General features: G+C 33.4%; 21 protein-coding genes and 1 pseudogene. 14 read left to right on the top strand and 8 right to left on the bottom strand.

Annotation, left to right across the window (positions count from 1 at the left end; translation table 11 throughout):
* Positions 1 to 30: 30 nt before the first annotated feature.
* From opp4A to opp4C, 3 genes are all read left to right on the top strand, one after another.
* Complete coding sequence (gene opp4A / locus AC1RFD_RS12515; protein WP_048395392.1) at positions 31 to 1,764, top strand: oligopeptide ABC transporter substrate-binding protein; 1,734 nt, start codon at positions 31 to 33, stop codon at positions 1,762 to 1,764.
* An 82-nt stretch (positions 1,765 to 1,846) separates the two neighbouring features.
* Positions 1,847 to 2,812, top strand: a complete 966-nt coding sequence (gene opp4B, locus AC1RFD_RS12510; RefSeq protein WP_016994271.1) for an oligopeptide ABC transporter permease — start codon at positions 1,847 to 1,849, stop codon at positions 2,810 to 2,812.
* Positions 2,813 to 2,824: 12 nt separating this feature from the next.
* Positions 2,825 to 3,733 carry an oligopeptide ABC transporter permease gene (opp4C, locus tag AC1RFD_RS12505; RefSeq protein WP_048395389.1) on the top strand — a complete coding sequence of 303 codons (909 nt, stop codon included), beginning with the start codon at positions 2,825 to 2,827 and terminating at the stop codon, positions 3,731 to 3,733.
* A gap of 551 nt (positions 3,734 to 4,284) precedes the next feature.
* Here the strand turns inward: opp4C and AC1RFD_RS12500 are convergent.
* From AC1RFD_RS12500 to AC1RFD_RS12475, 6 genes and pseudogenes are all read right to left on the bottom strand, one after another.
* Positions 4,285 to 5,211: an ABC transporter ATP-binding protein gene (locus AC1RFD_RS12500; RefSeq protein ID WP_492474954.1), complete on the bottom strand. Its 927-nt coding sequence runs from the start codon at positions 5,209 to 5,211 to the stop codon at positions 4,285 to 4,287.
* Positions 5,204 to 6,259, bottom strand: a complete 1,056-nt coding sequence (locus tag AC1RFD_RS12495) for an ABC transporter ATP-binding protein (protein ID WP_004227367.1) — start codon at positions 6,257 to 6,259, stop codon at positions 5,204 to 5,206. Before AC1RFD_RS12495 ends, AC1RFD_RS12500 begins: the two co-directional genes overlap by 8 nt.
* Positions 6,260 to 6,272: 13 nt before the next feature.
* Positions 6,273 to 7,193 (bottom strand): ABC transporter permease, encoded by a 921-nt coding sequence (locus AC1RFD_RS12490; protein WP_492474953.1) that lies wholly within the window; start codon positions 7,191 to 7,193, stop codon positions 6,273 to 6,275.
* Positions 7,193 to 8,122, bottom strand: a complete 930-nt coding sequence (locus tag AC1RFD_RS12485) for an ABC transporter permease (RefSeq protein WP_492474952.1) — start codon at positions 8,120 to 8,122, stop codon at positions 7,193 to 7,195. The genes AC1RFD_RS12490 and AC1RFD_RS12485 overlap by 1 nt, the downstream gene beginning before the upstream one ends.
* Positions 8,123 to 8,262: 140 nt before the next feature.
* The gene (locus AC1RFD_RS12480) at positions 8,263 to 9,921 is read right to left on the bottom strand and encodes a peptide ABC transporter substrate-binding protein (protein ID WP_492474951.1); all 1,659 of its coding nucleotides are present in this window, start codon (positions 9,919 to 9,921) and stop codon (positions 8,263 to 8,265) included.
* 536 nt (positions 9,922 to 10,457) lie between these two features.
* A pseudogene (locus AC1RFD_RS12475) lies at positions 10,458 to 11,075 on the bottom strand (IS3 family transposase); the annotation flags it as partial.
* Between the two features lie 402 nt (positions 11,076 to 11,477).
* On the opposite strand from AC1RFD_RS12475, the gene AC1RFD_RS12470 reads away from it, so the two are divergent.
* The 8 genes from AC1RFD_RS12470 (at position 11,478) to AC1RFD_RS12435 (ending at position 18,377) form a co-directional block, all read left to right on the top strand.
* Positions 11,478 to 11,684: a hypothetical protein gene (locus AC1RFD_RS12470; protein ID WP_492474950.1), complete on the top strand. Its 207-nt coding sequence runs from the start codon at positions 11,478 to 11,480 to the stop codon at positions 11,682 to 11,684.
* Positions 11,685 to 11,834: 150 nt separating this feature from the next.
* Positions 11,835 to 12,056, top strand: coding sequence for a hypothetical protein (locus AC1RFD_RS12465; protein WP_492474949.1), 222 nt, complete (start codon positions 11,835 to 11,837; stop codon positions 12,054 to 12,056).
* 139 nt (positions 12,057 to 12,195) lie between these two features.
* Positions 12,196 to 12,438, top strand: a complete 243-nt coding sequence (locus tag AC1RFD_RS12460; protein WP_492474948.1) for a hypothetical protein — start codon at positions 12,196 to 12,198, stop codon at positions 12,436 to 12,438.
* A gap of 116 nt (positions 12,439 to 12,554) precedes the next feature.
* Complete coding sequence (locus AC1RFD_RS12455; RefSeq protein WP_492474947.1) at positions 12,555 to 13,454, top strand: McbB family protein; 900 nt, start codon at positions 12,555 to 12,557, stop codon at positions 13,452 to 13,454.
* On the top strand, positions 13,444 to 14,268 hold the full coding sequence (locus AC1RFD_RS12450; protein ID WP_492474946.1) for a nitroreductase family protein: 825 nt from the start codon (positions 13,444 to 13,446) through the stop codon (positions 14,266 to 14,268). The genes AC1RFD_RS12455 and AC1RFD_RS12450 overlap by 11 nt, the downstream gene beginning before the upstream one ends.
* Positions 14,265 to 15,305 carry a YcaO-like family protein gene (locus AC1RFD_RS12445; RefSeq protein ID WP_492474945.1) on the top strand — a complete coding sequence of 347 codons (1,041 nt, stop codon included), beginning with the start codon at positions 14,265 to 14,267 and terminating at the stop codon, positions 15,303 to 15,305. Before AC1RFD_RS12450 ends, AC1RFD_RS12445 begins: the two co-directional genes overlap by 4 nt.
* A 12-nt stretch (positions 15,306 to 15,317) precedes the next feature.
* Positions 15,318 to 16,409 carry a YcaO-like family protein gene (locus AC1RFD_RS12440; RefSeq protein ID WP_492474944.1) on the top strand — a complete coding sequence of 364 codons (1,092 nt, stop codon included), beginning with the start codon at positions 15,318 to 15,320 and terminating at the stop codon, positions 16,407 to 16,409.
* Positions 16,410 to 16,733: 324 nt separating this feature from the next.
* A complete protein-coding gene (locus tag AC1RFD_RS12435; protein ID WP_492474943.1) occupies positions 16,734 to 18,377 on the top strand; it encodes an ATP-binding cassette domain-containing protein in 1,644 nt (547 codons plus the stop codon).
* Positions 18,378 to 18,704: 327 nt separating this feature from the next.
* On the opposite strand, the gene AC1RFD_RS12430 is transcribed toward AC1RFD_RS12435, so the two are convergent.
* Both AC1RFD_RS12430 and AC1RFD_RS12425 read right to left on the bottom strand, forming a co-directional pair.
* The gene (locus AC1RFD_RS12430; RefSeq protein WP_054549876.1) at positions 18,705 to 20,390 is read right to left on the bottom strand and encodes a methyl-accepting chemotaxis protein; all 1,686 of its coding nucleotides are present in this window, start codon (positions 20,388 to 20,390) and stop codon (positions 18,705 to 18,707) included.
* A gap of 253 nt (positions 20,391 to 20,643) precedes the next feature.
* A complete protein-coding gene (locus AC1RFD_RS12425) occupies positions 20,644 to 22,341 on the bottom strand; it encodes an NFACT RNA binding domain-containing protein (RefSeq protein WP_054549877.1) in 1,698 nt (565 codons plus the stop codon).
* A 259-nt stretch (positions 22,342 to 22,600) separates the two neighbouring features.
* Between AC1RFD_RS12425 and AC1RFD_RS12420 the strand changes: the two genes are divergently transcribed.
* Genes AC1RFD_RS12420 through rpoZ form a run of 3 tightly spaced genes read left to right on the top strand, consistent with a single transcriptional unit; the run spans position 22,601 to position 24,369 of the window.
* Positions 22,601 to 23,476, top strand: coding sequence for a YicC/YloC family endoribonuclease (locus AC1RFD_RS12420; protein WP_054549878.1), 876 nt, complete (start codon positions 22,601 to 22,603; stop codon positions 23,474 to 23,476).
* Between the two features lie 43 nt (positions 23,477 to 23,519).
* Positions 23,520 to 24,137: a guanylate kinase gene (gene gmk, locus AC1RFD_RS12415; RefSeq protein ID WP_004227379.1), complete on the top strand. Its 618-nt coding sequence runs from the start codon at positions 23,520 to 23,522 to the stop codon at positions 24,135 to 24,137.
* A 4-nt stretch (positions 24,138 to 24,141) separates the two neighbouring features.
* Entirely contained in the window at positions 24,142 to 24,369 is a 228-nt protein-coding gene (gene rpoZ, locus AC1RFD_RS12410; protein WP_004227380.1) for a DNA-directed RNA polymerase subunit omega, read from the top strand.
* The last annotated feature ends 129 nt before the right edge of the window (positions 24,370 to 24,498 follow it).

Genomic DNA, 24,498 nt, shown 5'->3' with positions numbered 1-24,498 from the left:
TGACAAAAATAAAATTACGGGGGGAAAAAAATGAAAAAATCAGCATTATGGTCATTTATGCTATTGCTAGTTATGGCATTATTTTTAGCTGCATGTAATAATGACTCATCAAAAACAGAGAAGGAAAATGAAAAGGATACAAGCGGGGATACAACGACAACAACAGATGAACCTTCTACAGAGGGTGGCATTGTAACATATGGTACAGATGTTGCACCTGAAGGCGTATATGATCCTGCTTATTCAGGTAGTATTGTAGACAGCTATATTCAAAATTTCACAATGGAAGGTATTTATGATGTAAATGATGACTTAGAATATGTTCCAAACTTAGCTTCATGGGAAATTAGTGAGGATAAATTAACGTATACGTTTACATTCCAGAAGGGTGTAAAATGGCATAATGGTGAGGAATTAACAGCTGATGACTGGGTTTTTGCTTTAGAAACACTTGCGCATCCTGATTATGCTGGACCTCGCTACAATTATGTTGAGGGAATTAAAGGTGCCAAAGCTAAAAAAGAAGGTAAGGCTGACAAAATCGAAGGTATTGAAGTAGTAGATCCATACACTGTAAAAATCACTTTTGAACAAGTGAAAATTAATAATTTAGAAAATCTATGGTCAAATCCAATGCCGAAGAAACATTATGAAGGTATTGCTGTTAAGGATTTAGAGGAGTCAAAGCAAGTTCGTGAAAATCCTGTTGGCTTAGGGCCATTTAAGGTGAAAAAAGTTGTAGATGGAGAATATTCTGAATTAGAGCGTTTTGATGATTACTGGAAGGGCAAACCACAGCTTGATGGTGTTATTGTAAAAGTAATTGACCCATCATTAGCAACTGGTGCATTCCAAAATGGAGAAATTGACATTATGGATATTAGACCACAATCCGTAAAAGAATTAGAAGCATTAGGCAATGTACGTATTGAAGAAACTAATGGTGTGGGCTATTCATATATCGGACTTCGTTTTGGCCATCGTGATAAAGCTACATTAAAAAATGTGGCAGATTTTGATAAATTTAATGCAAAAGAATTACGTCAAGCATTATTATATGCAATTAACCGTCCAGCAATGATCGATGCTTTCTTAGAAGGAAAAGCAACAGTTGCCAACACTGTGATTCCAACTACTTTCTGGACTGCTGCACCAGAGTCAGAACTAAACCAATATGAATTCAACCCAGAAAAAGCAAAAGAGCTATTAGCATCTGCAGGTTATGTAGATAAAGATGGTGATGGTTTCGTAGAAGATCCAAAGGGACAACCATTTAAAATTTCATTTGGTCACTATGCAGGTTCAGCAGCATTTGAAGGACGTGCACAAGCAATTGTTCAATCTTGGAATGATATTGGTGTAAAAACAGAATTAGCGACAGGTAGTTTAATTGAGTTTAACTTATATAATGATATGAAAGATAATGATGATGCAGCTTTAGAAGCATTCTTCGGTGCGTGGAGCACAGGTGCTGATCCAGATCCATCAGGATTATGGGGTAATGACGCTGAGTGGAACTATGGTCGTTGGGTAGATCCTAAAAACCAAGAATTATTGGATAAAGGCTTAAGTGAAGAAGCATTCGACAAAGAAAAACGTATGGCAACGTATGTTGAATGGCAAAAATACTTCAACGAAGAATTACCTGCACTTCCTTTATGGGAAAACTTAGATTTATATGGTATTAATAACCGTTTACAAGGTGTTCATGTCAACGCTGTTGGCTTCCAAACGGATGTTTATAAATGGCATATTAAAGAATAAGCTATTGTGTACTTTAATTCTTGCTAACTAAGTCCTTGAAAAGAGGACTTAGTTAGTAAATTTATAGATAAGGAGACGTTACATGCTTCAATATACACTTCGACGACTACTTGGCATGATCCCATTGTTACTCCTTATTTCGTTGGTGGTATTCTTTTTAGCGAAAATGATGCCAGGAGATGCATTTGCTGGTGAAATTGATCCTTCTAATACGAATCCACAATATATCGAAGAAATGAGAGAAAAATTAGGCTATAACGATCCTATTATCCAGCAATACGGTAGATGGATTGTTAATTTTATGCAAGGGGATTTTGGTAAATCAACTGTTTATAAGAAACCAGCAGTAGAAATTATTGCGCAGCGTATACCTAATACCATATTTTTAGCCCTAACATCGTTAATTTTTACCTACATATTTGCATTTATCATGGGCATGTATGCTGGTAGAAAACCCTATACACTTGGGGATAATTTGATTGCAACGTATAATTATCTAGCTTTAGCCATTCCGTCATTTGTTGCGGGAATTGTAGCCATTTACTTTTTCTCGTTCAAGTTAGGTTGGTTCCCATTTAACGGATCTGTTGGTGTCGGGCTAGAGCCTGGAAATTTGGACTACTATATAAGTAGATTCCACCATGTTTTACTACCTGCGCTTATATTAGGATTGATGGGAACAGCATCCTATACACAATTTTTGCGGAATGACATTATTGAAAATAGTAGAAAAGATTTTGTAAGAACTGCGAGAGCAAAGGGAACAAAAGAATCGAAAATTTATAACAAACATATTTTACGAAATTCTATTATTCCTCTTATTACGTTCCTTGGGTTTGATATCGCAACTTTAATTAGCGGTGCGGTAATAACAGAAACAATCTTTACGTATCCTGGAATAGGTGCTCTCTTCCTTGAATCAGTTGGAAGAAGGGATTATGCAGTCATGATGTCGATCACAATGTTACTTTCGTTTTTAACACTTTTTGGAAATTTAATAGCGGATTTATTATATGGTGTAGTAGATCCACGTATTAGATTGGATTAAGGAGGGGGAAATATGACATTGGTAACGGATCAAGAAGTTTTAACGCCAAAATCGCCAAAGAAAAGCCCCTCGCCATGGGTAATTGCGAGACGAAAGTTCTTTAAAAATAAACTAGCCTTGATTAGCCTTATATTTCTACTGATCGTTATTATCTTATCGTTTCTAGCACCATATATTACAACTAAAGATATTGTCCGGGTGGATTTTACCCAAATAAGTAAACCACCCTCTAGTGAAAATTGGTTAGGAACAGATACAAATGGACGAGATGTGTTTACAAGAATGCTCTATGCTGGTAGGTCCTCCTTAACAGTGGGATTAAGCTGTATGTTCTTTATTGTTTTAATTGGAACTACAGTCGGCGCCATTTCAGGGTACTTTGGTGGAAAAATAGATCAAATACTCATGAGATTTACAGATTTTATCTTAATGTTTCCATTTATGATTTTTGTAATTGTTTTAAATCAAATTCTAATTGGAAAAGTATCTGGTCTATGGACTTTGATTTTTGTTATCTCACTGTTAATGTGGGGATCAGTTGCAAGGATTGTACGAAGTAGGGTGCTTGCTGAAAAGGAAAATGAGTATATATTAGCAGCTCAATCAATAGGATGTAAATCATCAAAGATTATTATGAAGCATTTACTACCTAATGTTGCTTCGACAATTATTGTACAAGCAACATTGCTGATGGCTGTAACAATCGTCGCTGAATCTGGTTTAAGCTTTTTAGGGTTAGGCGTACCAGCAGATACACCAAGTTGGGGGAATATGCTGTCCGAAGCTAGAAACTCAGAGGTATTAAAGGAGAAGCTTTGGATGTGGGTGCCTCCTGCAACAGCTATTACACTAGTAATTTTGTCCATTAATTTTATCGGAGAAGGGTTAAAGGATGCATTAAATCCAAAATCTAGAAGGTAATTAAAAAATGGATATTAAATAAGTGACAAGAAAATAGGGCACCTTTAAATGTAAAAGTAATCACATTTAAAGGTGCCGAATTTTATAAAGGATAATAGTTTAATACATAGTAATATTGATTGTCCTTACAGAGAAGATAGTGACCTGGAAATAATGATTAGAGACCAACTATTATGGTCTAATCACACAAGGCTTTGGACTGTGGCATGGACCTGGATAGGCAGATGCTGTGGTAGAACCAACACTAATTAATACGATTGTAAAACAACATGTAGCAAGAAGAAGTTTCATACTTTTTTTCATTGAATACACCCCTTTATTCGTGTTAACTCTATCATAATATATTCCTTAAAATATTTAAACTAATTTTACATAAATGGTATTTATTAACTAATTATTTTATGTAAAATAAAAGAATGAAGGGAATTATAGTCTACTAAAAGGTAGTAAGTTTATTTAGGTTTAGTCTGATGGGGATATTGGGTAATAAAAGAAGTAAATTAAAAAAACTCCCATCACAGTTTTTATACTGTCGATAGGAGTTATAGCTTTTAGCGATTAGCAACCCAAGTTTTTACTAGATCAGCAGTACCATAAACATAATGCTGGTCACCTACTTCATGGTAGGTTGCACTTTCGTCAACCTCTGTATGCTTGTACTGAATACGTTGACGGCGCTTCTCTGACATTGGATCAGGAAGTGGGATAGCTGATAATAAAGATTTTGTATACGGATGAACAGGGTGATTGTAGATATCATCTGCTTTACCGATTTCCATGATTTTACCACGGTACATTACAGCAATACGGTCACTGATGTATTTTACCATAGATAAGTCATGGGCAATGAAAAGATATGTTAAGCCACGTTCTTTTTGTAGTTGTTTTAGTAAGTTAACAACTTGCGCTTGGATAGATACGTCTAGCGCAGAGATTGGCTCATCCGCAATGATAAACTTAGGATCTAAACTTAGTGCACGGGCAATCCCAATACGTTGACGTTGACCACCAGAGAATTCGTGTGCGTAACGATTCGCGTGCTCTTTGTTTAAACCAACAGCTTCAAGTAGCTCTTGAATTTTTGCACGACGTTCTTTTTTATCCTTGTAAAGGCCATGAATATCAAAGGCTTCACCAATGATCTCACCAGCCGTCATACGAGGGTTTAAAGAAGCATAAGGATCTTGGAAAATCATTTGCATTTGACGGTTAAATTTCTTTAACTCATTTTTAGATTTTTTTCCATGGACATTTTCACCATCGAAAACAATCTCGCCACCTGTAATATCATATAAACGAATAATTGAACGACCAGTTGTTGACTTACCACAACCTGATTCACCCACAAGACCAAGTGTTTCACCTTCGTAAACATCGAAGCTGATACCATCTACAGCTTTGATAGGGTTACTTGGCGAACCAAAATGCTGCTGTAAATTTTTGATTTCAAGAATTTTTTTCGCACCAATTTTAGTCATTTTCTTGTGCCTCCTTTGCTAAATACCCTTCAATACGTTTAGCAACCGCATCTGGAAGAGGAATCTTTGGTGCATCAGGATGCAACAACCAAGTCTTTGCAAAATGTGTTTCACTTACTTGGAACATTGGTGGCTCTTGTTCATAATCAATGGCCATAGCATACTCGTTACGAGCTGCAAATGCATCACCCTTAGGTGGATTCGTCAGATCTGGTGGTGAGCCTGGAATCGTACGTAATAGCTCATCAGTATCATTATCTAAATCTGGCATTGAACCAAGTAAACCCCATGTGTAAGGATGCTTTGGATTATAGAAAATATCATTTACAGTACCATATTCAACGATTTGTCCAGCGTACATTACTGCTACACGGTCAGCGATATTCGCCACTACACCTAAATCGTGTGTAATGAAAATGATAGATGTTTTCGAGTTTTTCTGAATTTCTTTCATTAATTCTAAAATTTGCGCTTGAATGGTTACGTCTAGAGCTGTTGTCGGCTCATCTGCAATTAATAGCTTAGGATCAGCTGCAAGGGCAATGGCAATAACAACACGTTGACGCATACCACCTGAAAATTCATGTGGGTATTGGTTATAGCGTTTTTCAGGGAAGGGGATACCTACCTGTGTTAAAAGCTCAATCGCACGTTTTTTCGCTTCATTTTTAGAAACTTTTTTGTGTTGCAAAATTACTTCAGTTATTTGACGTCCGACCTTCATTGTTGGGTTCAAACTTGTCATAGGGTCTTGGAAAATCATTGCAATTTCATTTCCGCGTACTTTAGACATTTCTTTATCAGTTAATGGAACTAAATCACGACCATTAAATAAAATTTGTCCTGACTCATAAATACCAGGTGGCTGTGGAATTAGTTTCATTAATGCATTACTCGTAACACTTTTACCAGAGCCTGATTCACCTACTATAGCGAGTGTTTCACCCTCCTTTAAATCAAAGTTAACACCACGTACAGCACGGACAAGCCCTGCATAAGTTTTAAAGTTAATTCTTAAATCTTTTACTTCTAGAATTGTTTTACTCATTTCGGCCACCTCCTTATTTACGTAGTTTTGGATCTAGAGCGTCACGTAAGCCGTCACCAACTGCGTTAAACGCAAAGATTGTTAGTGAGATAAATACTGCTGGGAAAATCAAGCGCCATGGAGCATTCGCAATGGCTTTATTACCATCAGAGGCCATTGTACCCCAAGAAGCTGTCGGAGCAGGCACTCCAAGACCAAGGTAGCTTAGGAATGATTCAGTGAAAATAGCAGATGGAATTGTTAACGTCATCGTTACTAAGATTGCACCAAGAGCATTCGGAACTAAGTGTTTAATAATTAAATGGCCTGTACTAGCACCTAATGTACGAGCAGCAAGAACATATTCTTGATTTTTAATAGATAATACTTCACCACGAACGATACGGGCCATGTTAATCCATCCAGTGATGGACAGGGCAATAATCATTGGGAATAAACCAGGTTGCATAACAACTAAAAGTACGATTACTACTAAAAGGTAAGGTACAGCTGTTAAAACGTCAGCAATACGCATCATGATGTTATCAACGCGACCGCCTGCTAAGCCTGAAATACTTCCCCAAATAACACCGATAATTAAGTCAATAATCGCTGCTGCAATTCCGATAAATAGGGAAATACGAGCACCTTCCCATATACGAACGAAAATATCACGACCAAGGTCATCCGTCCCAAACCAAAATTGTGCAGAGGGTGGTGCATTGTAAACACCTAGCTGATCACTTGACTTGTATTGAGATAGCATTGGTGCGAAGATAGCCATTAAAATAACAATGATTAAAATAATTATCCCAATAATGGCCATTTTATTATGAGAGAAACGGAGAAATACTTCTTTCCAAAAGGAGACTGATTTATCAGCTAATTTTTCCGTTGCTTCATGATTTCCACCAACAATTTTAAACTTATTTTTTTCAATTTGTTGCTGTGTCATTATTTTTTCGCTCCTTTCAGTTTAATACGCGGATCAATCACACTGTATAGAATATCAACGATTAATACCGCAAATAAAAGGATGATGGAATAGAATACCGTCGTACCCATGATTACTGTATAGTCACGGTTTGTAATACTTTGTACAAAGTGTTTACCTAAGCCAGGAATGGCGAAAATATTTTCAACAATGAAACTTCCAGTTACAACAGCAGCTGATAATGGACCAAGGTATGTGACAACAGGTAGTAGGGCATTACGTAATGTATGGCGGAAAACGACCGTCCATTTTCCAATACCTTTTGCACGAGCCATTTTTACATAGTCACTATTGTTTTGTTCAAGCATACTTGAACGTGTTAATTTTGCGATAAAGCCCATATGTGAAAACGCAATCGCAAGAGCTGGTAAGATGCTATAGCCGAACCCCTTCCAACCACTAACTGGGAACCAGCCTAGCTTAAAGGATAAGAAATACTGCATTAAACCAGCTAAGATAAATGAAGGTACTGATATACCGAGCACCGCAAATGTCGTTGCCAAATAATCCGGGAACCTATTATGATATAGCGCGGAAACTACGCCAATTAAAACTCCGAATCCAACTGCTAATAGCATAGCTTCAATCCCTAATGTTAGTGAAACTGGGAAACTTTCGGTAATCATATCATTTGTAGAACGCGCTTTGTATTTCATTGATTCGCCGAAATTAAAAGAGGCCGTATCGATTAAATAATCTTTATATTGAATATACCAAGGGTTATTTAATCCATACGTTTCGTTTAACTTCTCCTCGATTTGAGGTGGGAAATTACGTTCACTCGCAAATGGACTACCGGGAGCAAGACGCATTAAGAAAAACGTAGCGGTTACGATGACGAAAAGAGCGAGAAGTATATACATCAGCCTTTTCAAAATATATTTAATCACATAAAACTCCTCCTTCTATTTGTCAATTTTCAGATAAATATATTCCTTCATATGCCTTCGGATTTTAAAAAGAGCTGACTCGTGTCAAATGACCACGAGGCAGCTCTTTTTTTAGAGCCTATTAAGAGTGATAGAATTAATTATTCAGCGATTTTAACATCTTTAAGCTGAATATTACCAATTCTATCGGGAGACATATTTTGTACTTTATCATCTATTACATATAAATTAGTATAGTAATAGATTGGTCCAACTGGGAATTCTGTCATAGCAACTGCTTCAGCTTGTTTCAAAATTTCAGTACGTTTAGCAGTGTCTAATTCTGTAACAGATTTTTTAAGTAAATCTTTATATTGTGCATTTTCCCAACCAGTATCATTGTTACCGTTTTCAGCAGTATCGTACATTTCTAGGAATGTGTAAGCGTCATTGTAGTCGGCAATCCAACCCATTCGACCAACCTGGTAATCTAATTGGTTAAGTTTTTCTAAATAAACTTGCCATTCAGAGTTATCAAGGTTTACTGAAATTCCAAGATTTTTACTCCATCCTTCTTGAATAAATTGCGCGATAGCTGCATGTCCTTCACTTGTATTAAATGAAAGGTTGATGCTGATTTCTTTTGGATCAGAAATACCAAGCTCTTTCATACCAGCTTCTAGTGCAGCTTTGGCACCTTCAATATCATTATCTTTATAATAACCGCGATCTTCTTCAAATCCAGAAATTGCAGATGGAACCATACCTAAAGCTGGTTTTTGTTCACCTTTAGTAACATTATCAATTAAGCTTTGACGATCGATTGCTAATGTTAGTGCTTTACGAATGTTAGCGTTTCCAGTAATTTTGTCTTTAGTGTTAAATTTGTACCAATAAATAGCTGCATAGTCTGCAATTTGTAATGAGCCGTCAGCTTTAAACCCATCTATTGCATCAAGAGCTACTGTTTGGTATGGAGAACCTAAGTAGTCAATTTCTCCATTTTTAAACATTGTTACCGCAGTAGCTTCATTCTCAACCATACCGATATTAACTGTTTCAAGATCTACATTTTCAGCATCCCAGTACTCTGCATTTTTCTTGAGTACGATTGAATCGCTGTGTTTCCAAGTATCTAAAACGAAAGGTCCATTTGTTACATAGTTTTCACCAGCATCTGTATACCATTCGTCGTTACCTTCAACTACTTTATGGTTAACAGGTGCATATGTTTTAAAAGCAGTTAATTCTAAGAAGTAAGCAGTTGGACTTGCTAATGTAACTACTAAAGTTTTATCATCTTCAGCTTTAATTGCTACATCATCAGCAGAACCTTCACCATTGTTATAAGCTTCAGCACCTTGAATTGGATAAAATACAGAAGCATATTCTGATAAGTTTTCAGGATTTAAAGCCCATTTCCAAGCGTATTCGAAGTCACCAGCAACTACTGGATCTCCGTTTGTCCATTTTGCATCACGTAAATGGAAAGTGTAAGTAAGTCCATCTTCACTTACATCCCATTTCTCAGCCATAGCTGGAGTTGGTGTACCATCTTTGTCTAAACGAGTTAGACCTTCAAAAATGTTAATTAAAACAGCGCTAGATGTTGAATCTGTCGCAAGTTGAGGATGTAAAGATGGTGGTTCAGAAGTTACAACTAAGTTTAAGTTTTTAGAAGCTGTCCCAGATGTACCTGAATCTTTACTATCGTCTTTTGATGTGTCAGACGAATCTCCTCCACCAAAGCCACATGCAGCAAGTACTAGAGAAAATACTGCAAGGACCGTTAGTAATAAAAACTTTTTGTTTTTATTCATGTGAATCCCCCTTATACAATTTTTAAGCCTTTTTTGAAGCTCCTATTTAATATACCAAAAAAATCATTGTGCACAAAATAAAAAAGATTCAAATTTATATAGTATTATCTGACTTTTATAAACTTAATAACTTTCTTTGGTCTATTACATTAGTAGAGGAAAGTATCTAAATGATGAAAATTTGATTTAAAATAGTTAATAGCATCAAAAATAAAACAAAATAAAATAAATGATTTACTATACTAAAAATTCGTATTTTTTTGATAATATTATTAGACTTACAAAAATGATTCTAAAGTCATAGATGTAATACTTTGAGAGATCTACGTCGTTTTGTAGAAAATATATGTAATACTAAGTTATTTAGTTTTTTATAAAGTGATTTTACTTATTTTCATACTGGAAAATTATCTGTTAATTTTATAAAAGAGCATTATTCTATTTATCTTATACTAAGAATTTGAGAATATTAAATATATAAAATATAAAAAGTATTAAATAAAGTATACCCTAAAAGTTAGACACTGGTTATTTCATTAGGCAGTAGTTAGTGCATGGGTTTGATGTTGTAATTGACTCATGCCTAATAATTTTGCCTTTATCCTTTTTATTTTGTAATACGTTATATACTATTCTAATTCAATTTTAAAATGGTCTATACTTTCAAATTTTTGAAGTATAAAAACTCATACTTCATCATCCCGAATAAATAATCCATTACAGAGTTATTGTCATAGTTTTTCCTTTAAGACATTTTTTAGAGAATAAATTCTTGATTGAAGCATATGAAAATATTACTTCATTTGACAGTGCTAGCCTTGATCCGAGTGAAGAGAAGCTGATGGTCTTCTGGTAGACGTTCTAAAGTTAAATCTAAAATCTCTGAAAAAATGAATAAGTGGATCTAGAGCCAAATGTGTACTTAATAATTACACTATTAAATAAATCTAAAACAGGTGATAATTATAATTTTTTGCAAAATCCGTCATTATATATTACCCATTTTTCATTCGGTGCATCCGTTGTAATTAGCGGTTTAAATTATTTGGCGCAATTTTACGGACTGTCCCTTTATAGGATTTAGATTATTTCATACGTACAAGAAACTTTAAACCAAGTTCTTTCATGATGCGTTGGATCTTCTTGTGATTCACGTTCTTCCCAATGAATAGAATCTTTGTATTAGCTGTTCACATATAGATTCTTAAGATACCCTCAATAAATTGGCATTCTATTTGCAATTACTTTCCTTTATAAGTCTCCAGTTTGTAACTAGTTGGTATTATTTTTCATGACATTCCAAATTTTGGATTAGAATCGTATCGTAAGAATACCAGGTTTCGAATTTTGAAAACAACAAAATTAAAAACACAATAAGTACATGTAAAGATAAAGATCACAAAAGTATCAACTAGAATATTTTTTATATGATTTTTCTAATTCACCTAAAAAATTAAACACTTAGTCAAATATAGAAGTTAAGATTATTTTTACTAAACTATATTTACCAAAATAGATTTATTATGTAATATAGTGGAATAAGGGAGGTGTTTATAATGGCTAATGTAAAAAACGGTAAACTAGTAAGTTTGAACTTCAAGGGTTCTCAATTTGGAGAAGGAGTAATTTTTGAACCTACTAGAACTGCAAATGAACAGGGTAGTGGAGGTTCCGGAACAGTAGTTAATTGTTTGGCTTGTTGTTGTATTCTGAATTGCAGTAGTGGTTGCGGTTCGTCAAACAAAATCCAAGTTTATAGATAAGAGAGAATTAAGCGATGAATACTAAAACGATTTTGTTATTTCATAATAATTAAGATAATAATTTAGTGGTTGAAAGAAATAAATATATTATAAATATTTACAAAATTTACACTATATTGTAAAATCTATCTCTAGAAAGGAGGAGATGAAATGGCAAATGTGAAAAATGGTAAATTAGTAAGTTCAAGCTTTATTGGCTCTGAATTTGGAGAAGGAGTAATTCTTGAACCAACTAGAACTGCAAATGACCAGGGAGGCGGCACATGTGTAAGTGCTTGTTCATGTGCATGTGTAGATAACCTGCCGATACATCCGACGAAATGTACAGGATCAGGATGTGGTTCGTCCAATAAAATCAAAATCTATAAATAAAATTATTAGTCGAATATTCAGATATTAGATAGGGTTCGATAAAATAATTTGAAAAGTAGAAAGAGTAAATCAACATAATAAATATGTATATATTTACAGAAAAATACTTAATTTTTATCCCGAGAAAGGTGGAATTAAAATGGCAAATGTAAAAAATGGTAAAGTAGTAAGTTCAAACTTCATGGGCTCTCAATTTGGAGAAGGAGTAATCCTAGAGCCAGTAAGAAATGCAAATGAATCCGGTGCTGGTGGCGGATGTATAAATAATACATGTGCATGTATAGGTGGAAGTACATGTGTGTTTGTGTGTGCATCATGTAATGGGAACGGTAATGTAGGATCAGGTTGTGGTTCTTCAAATAAAATCAAAGTTTATCGTTAGTCTTCTTTAGAGATGAGCATTTTTTAATGCTTATCTCTCTATGCTTTATGATCTTATTTTATAAACCAGATTAGTTGTTTCCAGCAATATTAAATTATATAAGAGGAGTCTTACTTATGAGTGAATCACAATTATTAATAAAAGAAGAAATATATATTATTAAGAAATTTTTAATACATCTTATTAAAGAAAATTTAATAATACAGACGCCTACAGGAATAACAAAAGTTTCTGACACTAGAATGATCAAATTAATTAAATATTGGGATACAAATTTAGTGAGAAAATTCACGAAAAAAGAATTTGAGGAAGTGTTTGAAGAAGATACAGAAGCTGCTATAAGTTTTTTAGAAAACTATCAGTTAATAGAAAAAGAAAGAGAGAATGAAATTAATGTTAAAGGAATAACAGTAATATCAGATGGCGAGGATTTTATTAGCAATGTGTTATTAGAAAGATTAACTAATCAATTTCAAGATAGACTTTCTATAAAGTGTGTTTCTCCACATAATTTTTGTAGTGAGTTTTTTGAAGATCAATTTATTATTTATATTCAAACAAAGTACGACAAAAAAAGAGTTAAAGAGTTCATGGAAATTCAAAGACATCTAAAAAACTCAGTAACTTTAATGGGATATACATATTCTACTAATTTCTATTTAGACTGTTTATATGATCCTAAGTGGAAGCTTCCTTGTCATAATTGTCATGTAGGGCATATTCAATCTAATTTTTACTCTGAAGAAGACAATGAAATGAGTTATCAATTAATGGTTGAACTTTTGTATCAAGAGTCTGAAGATGCATTTATAAGGGGAATTCCTTTAACTTCTCTTCAGGAAATAAATATAGCTTGTTTAGTTTTAAATAAGGTTACTGAATATCTTGGAGATTTAAATGAATCGTCTATCCATCAACAAAATATGAATAAGAGTACAATGTTGAATTTAAAAACGTTAAAAAAATACGAAGATACATCAATTTATTGGGAAATGTGTGACTGCTATGAAGAATAAAGAATATAACGAAAAAATTTTAAAACGATTATGTGACAATAAATACATGGAAAATTTACAGGATAACTTAATATCCGGTAAAGAATTGGACGAAATAATAAAATTTCATCAAATGACAACATGGCAAGTTCCATTTAAAGTAAAGGCGAATTCTAATGAGTTAATAAATTGGATGTTTTTGGCGGAAAACGTTTCTTCATATCCCTTAATAGTGGAGGAGACTGTAAAATTATCATCTAGAACAACGGATTTAAATAGGGGCAAAAAAAGCCATAGAGAATTTAAAGATGACTATATATTTCAATATGATCAATTTAGTGATATATTATTGAATTCATTTGGTAAGAGAGAAGACGGCCATAAAAATTACCCATCAGGTGGCGCGTTATATCCAGTTATTCCTTTACTAGTTGTGATCGATATAAAATGCCTACCATTTTTAAAAGAGCCTGGGGTATATATATATGATTCAACTGATCATCAATTACTTTTATTAACAAAGTTTACTAAAGAAAAAATAATAACTTATAAAGATAGTCTTGGTATTGAGGGTAAAGATATACCTAATTTGGCAATTGCTTATATGGTTGATATAGGTAAATCAGTAACTAAATACAAAAAAAGAGGATATAGGAATGCTTTAATAGAAGTAGGATTAATGGCGCAGAATTTCAGAAATGAACTATGGAAATATGATGATTTAGGAGAATGTTGTTGGTCTAGTTATAATGATAATATGTTAGCGTTTAATTTAGGGCTTAGTCCAAGATTAGCTCCTATTTTAATGATGCAATGGTTTGGAGCCGTCTTATGATATTTATAACTGAGGATAAGAAAAGATTTGGTACAAGAAAAAAAAAGTTTATAAATGAGCAAATGCATGAGTCCATTTCAGTAATTGGTGCAATTGTTAATAATGGTTATAAATCGCCAACCAACTGTGGAGGTGTCGCAGAAAATAAAAAACTAGCCCAAATAAAAAGTTTGGCTGAATCAATAGAAAGAAGAGCATTAGGTATAAATAATTATGAAGAATGGTCCACTATCAAAGCATTCGACTTAATAAATAAAAAAGTGGAAGAAGTGAAAGCTACATCAATCCTATATAGTTTGGTGGAGCCATATGCAGATACAACTGGTACTGCTGCACATACTATTAGTAATAAGGCGATATTTAATGCAGTGACTGAACTATTGGAAAAGAATGCTGTCTTTTTATTTTGGTATGGTAAAAGAGGAATAAAATTTGAAAGTAATGTTAACACAATATATACAACTTATCTTCAAAAACAAGGTTATGAAATTCATTTTTTTTTGATAAATGAGTTTTCTCCTCTTAGCGTTGTAATAACATTAGCTGTTTCTTCCGACAATCCATTAAACTATAAATTCGGTATAGGATCCGGTTTACTTTTAAGTGACGCCATAATGAAATCTACTTCCGAAGCATATTTATTAGGGAACTACTATGAATCATTGCTTTATACTTTTATTAATGGATTTAGTTATTCCGAAGAATTAGATAAATTCTATGATAAAGATACATTGCAATATATTTCAAGTTTAATAAAAGTACCAACTATAAGCCGAGAAAGTATTAGTGTAAAAGAAGGTAATATTACTTATGAAGAATTATACAGTATGCTACCTTCATGGATAGAACAATTATTAATATGTATTTTACCTCAAAAAATTAATGATAAATTCATAGTCGTAAAAGCAATTTCTAGCCAATTATATAACCATATCCCTAAAAAGGAATATCTTAATTTAAGTAAATCGATTAATATAAAAACTATTAATATTACTCCAGATGAATTCGAAAAAATACCAAATTGTCCTATAGTCTAAGGAGTGTAAATCATGAATGAATCACCTTTTTTATTAAAACATTTTAGAGTAAGAAGTAAAGTATTTTTAGATTCTTATATATTTGCAGAGACGAAATCTATTGAAAAAGCAAAGGGATTTGGATTGAGATATAATAAAATTTCTGCAATAAAGGCAGGAATTGGTGAACATATTGAGAGAGTTTGTTCTGCTTCTAATTTCACAAAACAATTGAGTGTTAACTCGACCCCAGTAATGGATTGTTTTGACTTAATCACAGGTGAATTTGCAAAAGTGCAGGCAGATAAAATATTCTTAAACTTTGATTTACCTATGTTTAAGGGTTTAGACACAAGAAACTGGTACAATGACTCTTGTGGACTTGCTTCCCATATAACAAGTATCGATGCTATAGAGGGGGGCTTAAAAGAATTTATAGAGCGTCAATCATTGGTAATTAATTGGTTGACAAGAAGTCCAGGTGAAAAAATTTCATTTGAATATCTAAAAGAAAATAAATTCCTAAATACAAAATTGACAAGTTTATTAAAATATGCTGAAAATATGTCGGATACTATTTTTTCATTTAATATCTCCATTATAGAAGGCATTTATGTTATTTTCACAATTGGAACTAAAGGAAATGCCTTTTCAGCAGGAATAGGTACTAATTGTCTCCTAGAAAAAGCTATTGAAAATAGTTTGAATGAATATTTAATGATTTTAGAATCCAGTATTATTGGTCTAGAAAATCCAGAGATGTTTAAAAATAGTACAGAGAAATATGTTGTAAATTTTTATACTCTAAAGGTTAAAGATTTTATAGAGTCTTATAGTTATTTATTAGAGGGAGAAGATATATTATCGGAGTTCTCCTATCCATCTTCCAAAACTAACATGGAAAGTTTAATTTTAAATTTAAATGAAAATTATGGATTAAATATATATGCGTGTTATTTACCTCATCCTCTAAAAAGCATTAATACAAAGGTTGTTAAGGTATTTTCGCCAGATGGTTTTCCTAGTATTGATACAGAAAGATATGATCCGGAAGAATTTGGTATTTCTGATTATTTAATTGGAAAAAAATTTTATAATAAATATAAATCTATCCCATTTGCTTAAAAATGGTTGTTTATCTTAGATTAATTCGTAATCGGTAAATAAATTAAATCATGCACTCTTTTGATATTAATTAGTCATAATGTTCAAAAGAGTTTTTTGTTCTTTTATTAGATTTATTTAATTCGCATTTGGATAAGATCACCTATGTAAATAAAATAAGAAATAGTTAAGTATTTATCATTCGGACCAATTGTCTCAAAGAATAATCATGACTTTCCTCTTTGGAACCTATAAATAAGTTTAAACATCTTCGAAGTATTCTTGTTGTAGAAATACAAAATATTAAACATGTTATCTAAGCAATTAATTAGGAGAAGAATAATAATGTATATTAAAGAATTTATTAGAAATAAATTATTAATAATTTTTATAATTTTGATTTTTGGTTTATTATCGTTGGGTATTTATTTGTATATCCCTACTGCTAATAAAAATATTATTGATGAGGGAATATATAGTGGAAATCACAATAAACTCTTAGTTACAGTCGTTATTCTTTTTTTTAGCTTTGTTTTCTCCGAATTATTATTAGCATCAAAACAAGTATTTTTAACATATATAGAGAATTTATATAGTTTGTTTATTAGAATCAATATACATAATAAAGTAAGGAACTTGAAAGATATTGATCAATTTAGTAATTCACAACTCATTTCTTATCATATTAATGATGTGAATATTGCTAAGCAAAAGATAAGAAGAAAACTTGATAATATTATTAGTTGTATAGAAGTTCTAATTATTTGCACAATTGTATCATTAATTAATTTAAAGTTTTTAATTATAGTCTTATTAATAATACCGATATATGCAGTTTTACCAAAAATTCTTGGTAGCAAAATTACATCACAGTCAATATTAGTTCAAGAACATTTAGCCAAAATAACTGATAGACTTACTAATAGTTATAGTATTTCAAAAGAAATAAGAATATATCAAAAAGAAAATTGGGATTATGATAAAACGGAATCATCGTTCCGAAAAATTATTAAACCCATAGTTAAATTAGATTTATTCTATAATCTATACGTGATAGGAAATATATTATATTCCGGATTCTTGTGTCTAATATTTTATTTTGGTGCTGTTTTAGTACAAGAGAATAAAATAACGATCGGTACTCTTTTTGCTTTAACAACATATATTGGATATATAGCTAGACCAATTCAATCTATCGTTCAAAATTTTGCACAACTTAAAACTATAGATGTTTCTGAAAAGAGAATAAAAGAAGTTCTTGAAAGTACAACAATACTTGATAATAGTTTATCTACTAGAAATCTTGAGTATAATCAAATAGAATTTAATAATGTTTATTATACAGTCGATAATTTCCATATATTAAAAGGTATATCTTTTGTTGTGAAAAAAGGAGAATTTTTAGGGATAACTGGAGTGAGCGGGAGTGGAAAGACTAGTATTCTAAATTTAATGGCTAAATTAGCTAGAGTAACGAGTGGGGGCATATTAATTAATAATACTAATATTGAATTGTTAAACCAAAAGGATTATTACAATAATGTAAAATATGTTTTCCAAGAAAGCAATTTTATTAAAGGAACATTATTAGAAAATATGTTTATAGATGAAACAGAAGAGAATAAAGTACATTTATTAGAAGAATTATTATTAAAATTTAATCTTGAGTTTTTATCAAATAATTTAAATTATTCGATAGAAAATGGAGGAACCAATCTTTCGGGTGGTCAAAGACAAAGGTTAAGTGTAATTCGAGCATTATTGTGTAATCCGTCTATTTTATTATTAGATGAAGTTACAAGTGGATTAGATAGCGAAATGGCAATTAAAATTATATCTTATATAAAAGAAATGAGAAAAGATAAAATTACTATTCTTATTTCACATGATCAAAATATAATGAAATTAGCGGAAAATATAATATTTTTAAATGAGGGGAAAATAGAAGAGTATAATGCAAACAAGCTTCACTTACAAACAATTAATTAGCTATTACTATCACACTCTTATAGAAATGTGAGAAAACATTAGATTTATCTTTAGCTTTTGGCATCACAGAAAAATTAAATATTCTTTCATCTAAAATATGCGATATTTCAATGATATCGCAATTTAATTGAAAACCCTAAAGTATAGTCAGTGAAATCTATTTTATTAATATTTCATCATTAGACAATGAAAATCCTTTGACAGCATTCTGGATAACAATGAAAATAAAATAGCAACACTTAGAAAGAATATATATAAAAACGAATACTTAAAATTAAAATGGAAAAATCAAGCAGTTCATTTGAAAAAAATGAACTGCTTAAAAGCTTAAAGTTTAAATTGATTGATCTGATTCTGTAAATCTAAGGACTTTTCGCTTAGATCTGAGGCAACTTGGTTTACTTGTTGTACTGTTATAGATTGTTCTCTTGTTGCTGAAGCTACAATTTTTGTATTATCCGCGCTCGTTGAAGCACCATGGGCGATTTCTGCAACGGACGCTGCAACCTGTTCAGCGCTAGCTGAAATTTCTTCAGAGGTAGCTGATATATCTTCTATTTGATCTGTCATCGTATTAATTGCTTTCACAATTCCTTCAAAGGCTTGTCCTGCATGTCCGATGATTTTAACGCCCTCTGTGACAGAATGAAGTCCATCAAAGACTGCTTTTTCTACATTATGTGTATCCTGTTGAATATCTAGCGTTAAGGCAACGATTTGGTTGGCTGATTGTTTGGATTCCTCAGCTAACTTACGAACCTCATCTGCTACTACCGCAAATCCTTTACCATGCTCTCCAGCTCTAGCCGCTTCAATTGCTGCATTGAGTGCCAATAAATTTGTTTGATCTGTAATAGCTGTAATAACAGCTGTGATCTGACTAATCTCATCTGATTGCTTACTCAATTTTTGAACAAGATTATTAATCGTTTGTGTTGATTCATGGATGACATTCATTTGTTGCTGAGCTTCTTCTACCGTCTCATTTCCATTTGTTGCTAATTCTGAAGTTGTTATAGCATTCTGATGTAGTTGTTGAGTTGCCTCAGCTATTCGTTGAACACCTACAGCCGTTTCATCCATAGCGTGTGCGCTTTCGTTAGCTGCAACTGTAGCTGTCACTGCAGCCTCAGCTGTTTCGTTAATCCGTATTGTAATTTCATCAGCAGTGGCAGTAATTTCTTCAGTTGAGGCAGAAAGTTCCTCTACTGAAGCTGTTAAATGCTCTGCATTGTCCTGTATATGCGTTAATAAATTTTTCAGATTCCCCTTCATGGCATTAAAAGCTGCTGAAAGTTGACCAATTTCATCTTTTGATTGATGGGTAATATCTGGATGAATTAATTCTCCATTAGCTACATGGTTTGCAGCCAGAACGACAGATTTTAAAGGGCGTGAGATTGTCCGTTGTATATAGAAAATAAGGAAAATACCTAGAGCGATACCAATAATGATTGCGATAATGGAAATAATTTGTGAATTAAACACGGCCTGTTTAGATTCTTTTGTCACAATATCTAGTTGTTGCTTTTGATAGTTTCCAATTTGATCGGATACATCTTGTATACCTTTATTAGCTTGTTGGACTTCACCATTTACCTTCTGCAAAGCACCGTCTAGATTACCAGCTTCAAATAAAGCTATTGCTTCAGTTGCTGCCTTGTTAAAAGAATCATTATGAACTTTTAATTCCTGTGCATATGTTTCCATTTCAGCTGAATTCGATTTTTCAGTGATTTCATCTACATGTGTGTCGAGCATACTTGCATATTTTGAGAAACTCTCTTTGTTAGCAGGTTTGTCTTCGATGATGATGGCACGAATGAAAAGACCTTGCATAGCCATTTCGTATTGAATATCATCTGCTAATTCTACCAGGGCAACATGTCCTTCTAATGCATTTTCAATCTTTTTTTCAATGTTTGAAAATAACAGGAACATAATGAACAAAGAAATGATTAATGTGAGAATAATTGCAAAGAAACCAAAGCTTAATTTTTTACCTACAGACATATAGATACGCCCTTTCCTGAATGCTCTATAAAAATTTTTATACTTTAATTTAGCGTTTCTCAGTAGTAGAAGTCAATATACGTTGAAGGAAACAGTGCAGATTATTCATGTGTTTTTATATTGTTATTATAATAAGGAAGATTGTCTGTAAAAATCAATCAAGATAAGGTTGTTTTCATCGTTTTATAGTACGGATTACGTGTACTCGTTATAAAAAGGAAGAAACCGATACTATTTGTATCGGTTTCTTCCTTTATGACTGTTTCTTTAACTGTAAAATGACTGCCTCATCCGGGTCAATATACAGTGTCTTTTGTTCAAAATAGATGACGAAACCAGGTTTGGCACCATTTGGTTTTTTGACCTGTCGTATTTCGGTATAATCTACAGGCACAGAAGAGGATTCTCTGGCCTTAGAAAAATAGGCGGCTAGAGTGGCAGCTTCTCGCAATGTCGTTTCATCGGGTTCACTTGAATGAATGACAACATGAGATCCAGGAATATCTTTTGTGTGTAACCAAATATCAGTCCGCTTTGCTAGTTTGAATGTCAGCATGTCATTTTGTTTATTGTTTTTTCCAACAGAGATTGTTACACCTGTAGAAGAAACATAGCACTCTGGTTCAGGTTTCGCTTGTTTTTTCTTTTTCTTCGCATGACGTAGTTTTAAGTAACCTTGCTCTGCTAGCTCTTCACGAATTTCCTCAATATCTCCAGGAGAAGCCTGCTGAACTTGCTGTGCAAGCATTTCGAAGTAAGAAATTTCATCAGTAGTTTTTTCTAGCTGCTCTTGAACCATGACCAGGGCATTTTTTGCCTTTGTATATTTTGTATAATAACTTTGGGCATTTTCAATAGGTGTTTTACGTTCGCTTACTGGAATGGTTATTTCTTCGCCAGTTTCACTATAGTAATTTGTGACAGTAACTTCCTTAACTCCTTTTTCAAAGGCATAGATATTAGCCATTAATAGCTCACCATATAGTTGGAATTGATCGAGCTTGGAGGCACGTTCATAATCCTTTGTTAACTTTTTTGTTTTTAAAGCTAATTTGTCAATCTCATTTTGTAGCCAGCGCTCTAAATCGCCTGCTTGTTGTTTTACACGATCTCGCTCTGCACGGGCAAAGAATACACGATCAAGAAGCTCATGGACATTAGGATAGCTTGTTATATCCCCATCATGCAAATGCGTTAATTCGATAGGGGAAAAGTATACTTTCTGATTGAAGAGTACGTACATAGGCTTCATTCCACCGTTCGCAAAGGAGGCCATAAAATCCTTGAAACATACTAGCGTATTTGAAGTCGTCTTCATTCGATACAATAATTCTTCCGCGTGAAGAGGTGAAAAACCAGCTAATTGTTGCACTAGCTCTTTAGAGGTTTTCCCTTCAGCAAAAAATGCTGTTAGCTCTTCATCTGTCACCGTTAAAGGATTCCATTTGTTTTGTGCGGGTGGTGCAATATACGGTTGCCCTGGTAGTACAGTACGGAAGCTATTGACTGAAGGCGGTAGATGTTTTAGGCTGTCAATAATTTTTCCCTGCTCTTGATCAATCAACAGTAGATTACTATGTCTACCCATAATTTCAGCATGTATTTCTCTTACAATTGGATCTCCAATTTCATTTTTACTTTCAATTTCTACTATTATAATGCGATCAAAATCACGCTGTTTTATAGAAGCAATAAAACCACCCTCTATATGCTTACGCAAAAGCATACAAAACATTGGCGGCTCTGCTGGATTTTCAATCACCTGTTCAGTAAGGTGTACACGTGCATAAGAAGAGTGGATGGAAAACAGTAATTTATGATTCTTTCCGTTCGCTCGCACATGTAAAATAACTTCTTGTGCATTGGGTTGATGTATTTTGGTAATCCGACCAGTGACTAGCTGTTGTAGGTCGGCAGTTATTGAATAAGTAAATAAGCCATCAAATGCCATATGAATTCCTCTTTCCAACGATATCAAGCATCTTGGTACTTTCGTATTTTTTTCTTAATGTATCTGCATGCACTATTTTTAAGCTCGCAAATACTCTTTTGGTATGTTTATCATAGCATTTTTTAGGTGAATATTAAAATATAGCTTCAATTGTGGTAGAATTAGCTTTTACTTTAACCAAATTTTTTTGGAGAGTCGTCATAATCGACAAAGCTTATGTTATAATAATCCCAGTATGCAAAGAAAGGTGTGACGAACCTTGGTGCGTAGTATGACTGGTTTTGGCAGAGGTGTCACAACAACTAGAGACTTTCAATTAACCGTGGAAATGCGCTCGGTCAACCATCGTTTTTTAGAAATTAACGCAAAATTTCCGAAAGAATGGCTTGAAGCTGAAATTTTTGCAAAGAAACTAATTTCTCAAGCTTTGTCACGCGGCAAAATTGATGTGATGGTATATGTGAAGGACTTAGAGAACGTAGAGCAATCTATTGAGATTAATTGGTCATTAATTGAAGCGTATCGTAAGGCAAAAGAGCAATTAGCAAGTAAAGTACCACTTGAAGAAAAATGGACGATGCAAGAACTTTTATCGTTAGAGCAGGCACTTGTACAGCAAAAACCCCAGCTTACACCAGAGGATTTGCTCAGTGCTGTTGAACAAGCGATTTCACAAGCGATTTCACAGCTCGTTCAAATGCGTGAGCGTGAAGGGCAAGAATTACAAGAGGTTGTTGTACAATATAAAGAACAGTTAAAGGAGCAAGTCAATCAAATTCGTTTGTGTTCTTCACTTGCTGTTGAAAAATATCGTACACGATTAATAGAGCGAATTAATGAAGTTGCAAACGGCACATTGCTAGAAGATCGTTTACTAGCGGAAGTAGCAATTTTTGCAGAACGAGTAGACATCTCCGAAGAATTAGACAGGTTAGATAGTCACTTCAATCAGCTGGAGGAAACATTACTTGAAAAGATTTCGGTTGGGCGTAAATTGGACTTTTTAATGCAGGAAATACATCGCGAGATTAATACGATTGGTTCAAAAAATCAATCTACAGAAGCAGCGGTTGCTGTTGTTCAGGCGAAAACAATTTTAGAAAAGATGCGTGAGCAAGTGCAAAACATCGAATAACTTGCACGTGTCTGTTATAAATTAAGGGAGATATAGAGAATAAATGATAAAAGAACGTGGATTATTAATTGTTCTGTCTGGCCCCTCTGGTGTAGGTAAAGGGACAGTGCGAAAAGAATTATTTTCTCAGCCGAATACGAATTATGAGTATTCCATCTCGATGACAACACGAAATCCTCGCGAAGGTGAAGTAGATGGTGTAGACTATTTTTTCAAGACACGTCATGAATTTGAAGTGTTAATCGAACAAGGTGGCTTATTAGAGCACGCTGAATTTGTCGGTAACTATTATGGAACACCATTAGCTTATGTAAATGAAACACTTGATGCAGGTCGTGATGTATTTTTAGAAATCGAAGTGCAGGGTGCAGCACAAATTCGTAAAAAAGCACCAGATGCCTTATTTATTTTCTTAGCCCCTCCAAGTTTAACGGAATTAAAAGATCGTTTAGTTGGACGTGGGACAGAAACGGAGGATATCATTGCCAAACGAATCGCTACTGCAAGTGAAGAGCTTGAAATGATGAGCTTGTATGATTATGTTGTGGAAAATGATGAAGTGACGAATGCCTGTGATCGTATAAATGCGATTATTAAAGCCGAGCATTGTCGTAGAGAACGTGTTGAAAAAAGATATTTGTCAATGTTGAGAGGAGAATAAAACAATGCTATACCCATCAGTAGACGCTTTAAAAAAAGAAATCGATTCAAAATATTCATTAGTGAGCCTTGCTTCTAAACGTGCTCGCCAAATGCAAGAAGAGCAAGACACAGAACGCTTACACAAGTATGTTTCCCATAAATATGTTGGGAAAGCACTTGAAGAAGTAGCGGCAGGTGTACTTACGAAAGTATCACAGGATGAGTCAACTGTGTATGAGGACGAAATCTAACATCATGTAAAGAGCTTTACTATGTTTACATGCATGCTAGTCTAGTTAGCAGTAGATTTTAATTATACAGAATGCCGAAAGCTCCCAGGGAATCCTTCTTTGGGAGCTTATCATTTGAAAGGACGACAC

The sequence above is a fragment of the Lysinibacillus sp. GW823-FHT02G10 genome, from assembly GCF_058797135.1.
This window is presented reverse-complemented; position numbering and strand designations above follow the sequence as displayed.

Coding starts and splice junctions, on each gene's coding strand:
- AC1RFD_RS12440 (WP_492474944.1), top strand. CDS start 15,318: ATGAATGAATCACCTTTTTTATTAAAACATTTTAGAGTAAGAAGTAAA.
- rpoZ (WP_004227380.1), top strand. CDS start 24,142: ATGCTATACCCATCAGTAGACGCTTTAAAAAAAGAAATCGATTCAAAA.
- AC1RFD_RS12470 (WP_492474950.1), top strand. CDS start 11,478: ATGGCTAATGTAAAAAACGGTAAACTAGTAAGTTTGAACTTCAAGGGT.
- AC1RFD_RS12425 (WP_054549877.1), bottom strand. CDS start 22,341: ATGGCATTTGATGGCTTATTTACTTATTCAATAACTGCCGACCTACAA.
- AC1RFD_RS12450 (WP_492474946.1), top strand. CDS start 13,444: ATGAAGAATAAAGAATATAACGAAAAAATTTTAAAACGATTATGTGAC.
- AC1RFD_RS12480 (WP_492474951.1), bottom strand. CDS start 9,921: ATGAATAAAAACAAAAAGTTTTTATTACTAACGGTCCTTGCAGTATTT.
- opp4B (WP_016994271.1), top strand. CDS start 1,847: ATGCTTCAATATACACTTCGACGACTACTTGGCATGATCCCATTGTTA.
- AC1RFD_RS12490 (WP_492474953.1), bottom strand. CDS start 7,193: ATGACACAGCAACAAATTGAAAAAAATAAGTTTAAAATTGTTGGTGGA.
- AC1RFD_RS12460 (WP_492474948.1), top strand. CDS start 12,196: ATGGCAAATGTAAAAAATGGTAAAGTAGTAAGTTCAAACTTCATGGGC.
- AC1RFD_RS12430 (WP_054549876.1), bottom strand. CDS start 20,390: ATGTCTGTAGGTAAAAAATTAAGCTTTGGTTTCTTTGCAATTATTCTC.
- AC1RFD_RS12455 (WP_492474947.1), top strand. CDS start 12,555: ATGAGTGAATCACAATTATTAATAAAAGAAGAAATATATATTATTAAG.
- gmk (WP_004227379.1), top strand. CDS start 23,520: ATGATAAAAGAACGTGGATTATTAATTGTTCTGTCTGGCCCCTCTGGT.
- AC1RFD_RS12435 (WP_492474943.1), top strand. CDS start 16,734: ATGTATATTAAAGAATTTATTAGAAATAAATTATTAATAATTTTTATA.
- opp4C (WP_048395389.1), top strand. CDS start 2,825: ATGACATTGGTAACGGATCAAGAAGTTTTAACGCCAAAATCGCCAAAG.
- AC1RFD_RS12465 (WP_492474949.1), top strand. CDS start 11,835: ATGGCAAATGTGAAAAATGGTAAATTAGTAAGTTCAAGCTTTATTGGC.
- AC1RFD_RS12500 (WP_492474954.1), bottom strand. CDS start 5,211: ATGACTAAAATTGGTGCGAAAAAAATTCTTGAAATCAAAAATTTACAG.
- AC1RFD_RS12495 (WP_004227367.1), bottom strand. CDS start 6,259: ATGAGTAAAACAATTCTAGAAGTAAAAGATTTAAGAATTAACTTTAAA.
- AC1RFD_RS12445 (WP_492474945.1), top strand. CDS start 14,265: ATGATATTTATAACTGAGGATAAGAAAAGATTTGGTACAAGAAAAAAA.
- opp4A (WP_048395392.1), top strand. CDS start 31: ATGAAAAAATCAGCATTATGGTCATTTATGCTATTGCTAGTTATGGCA.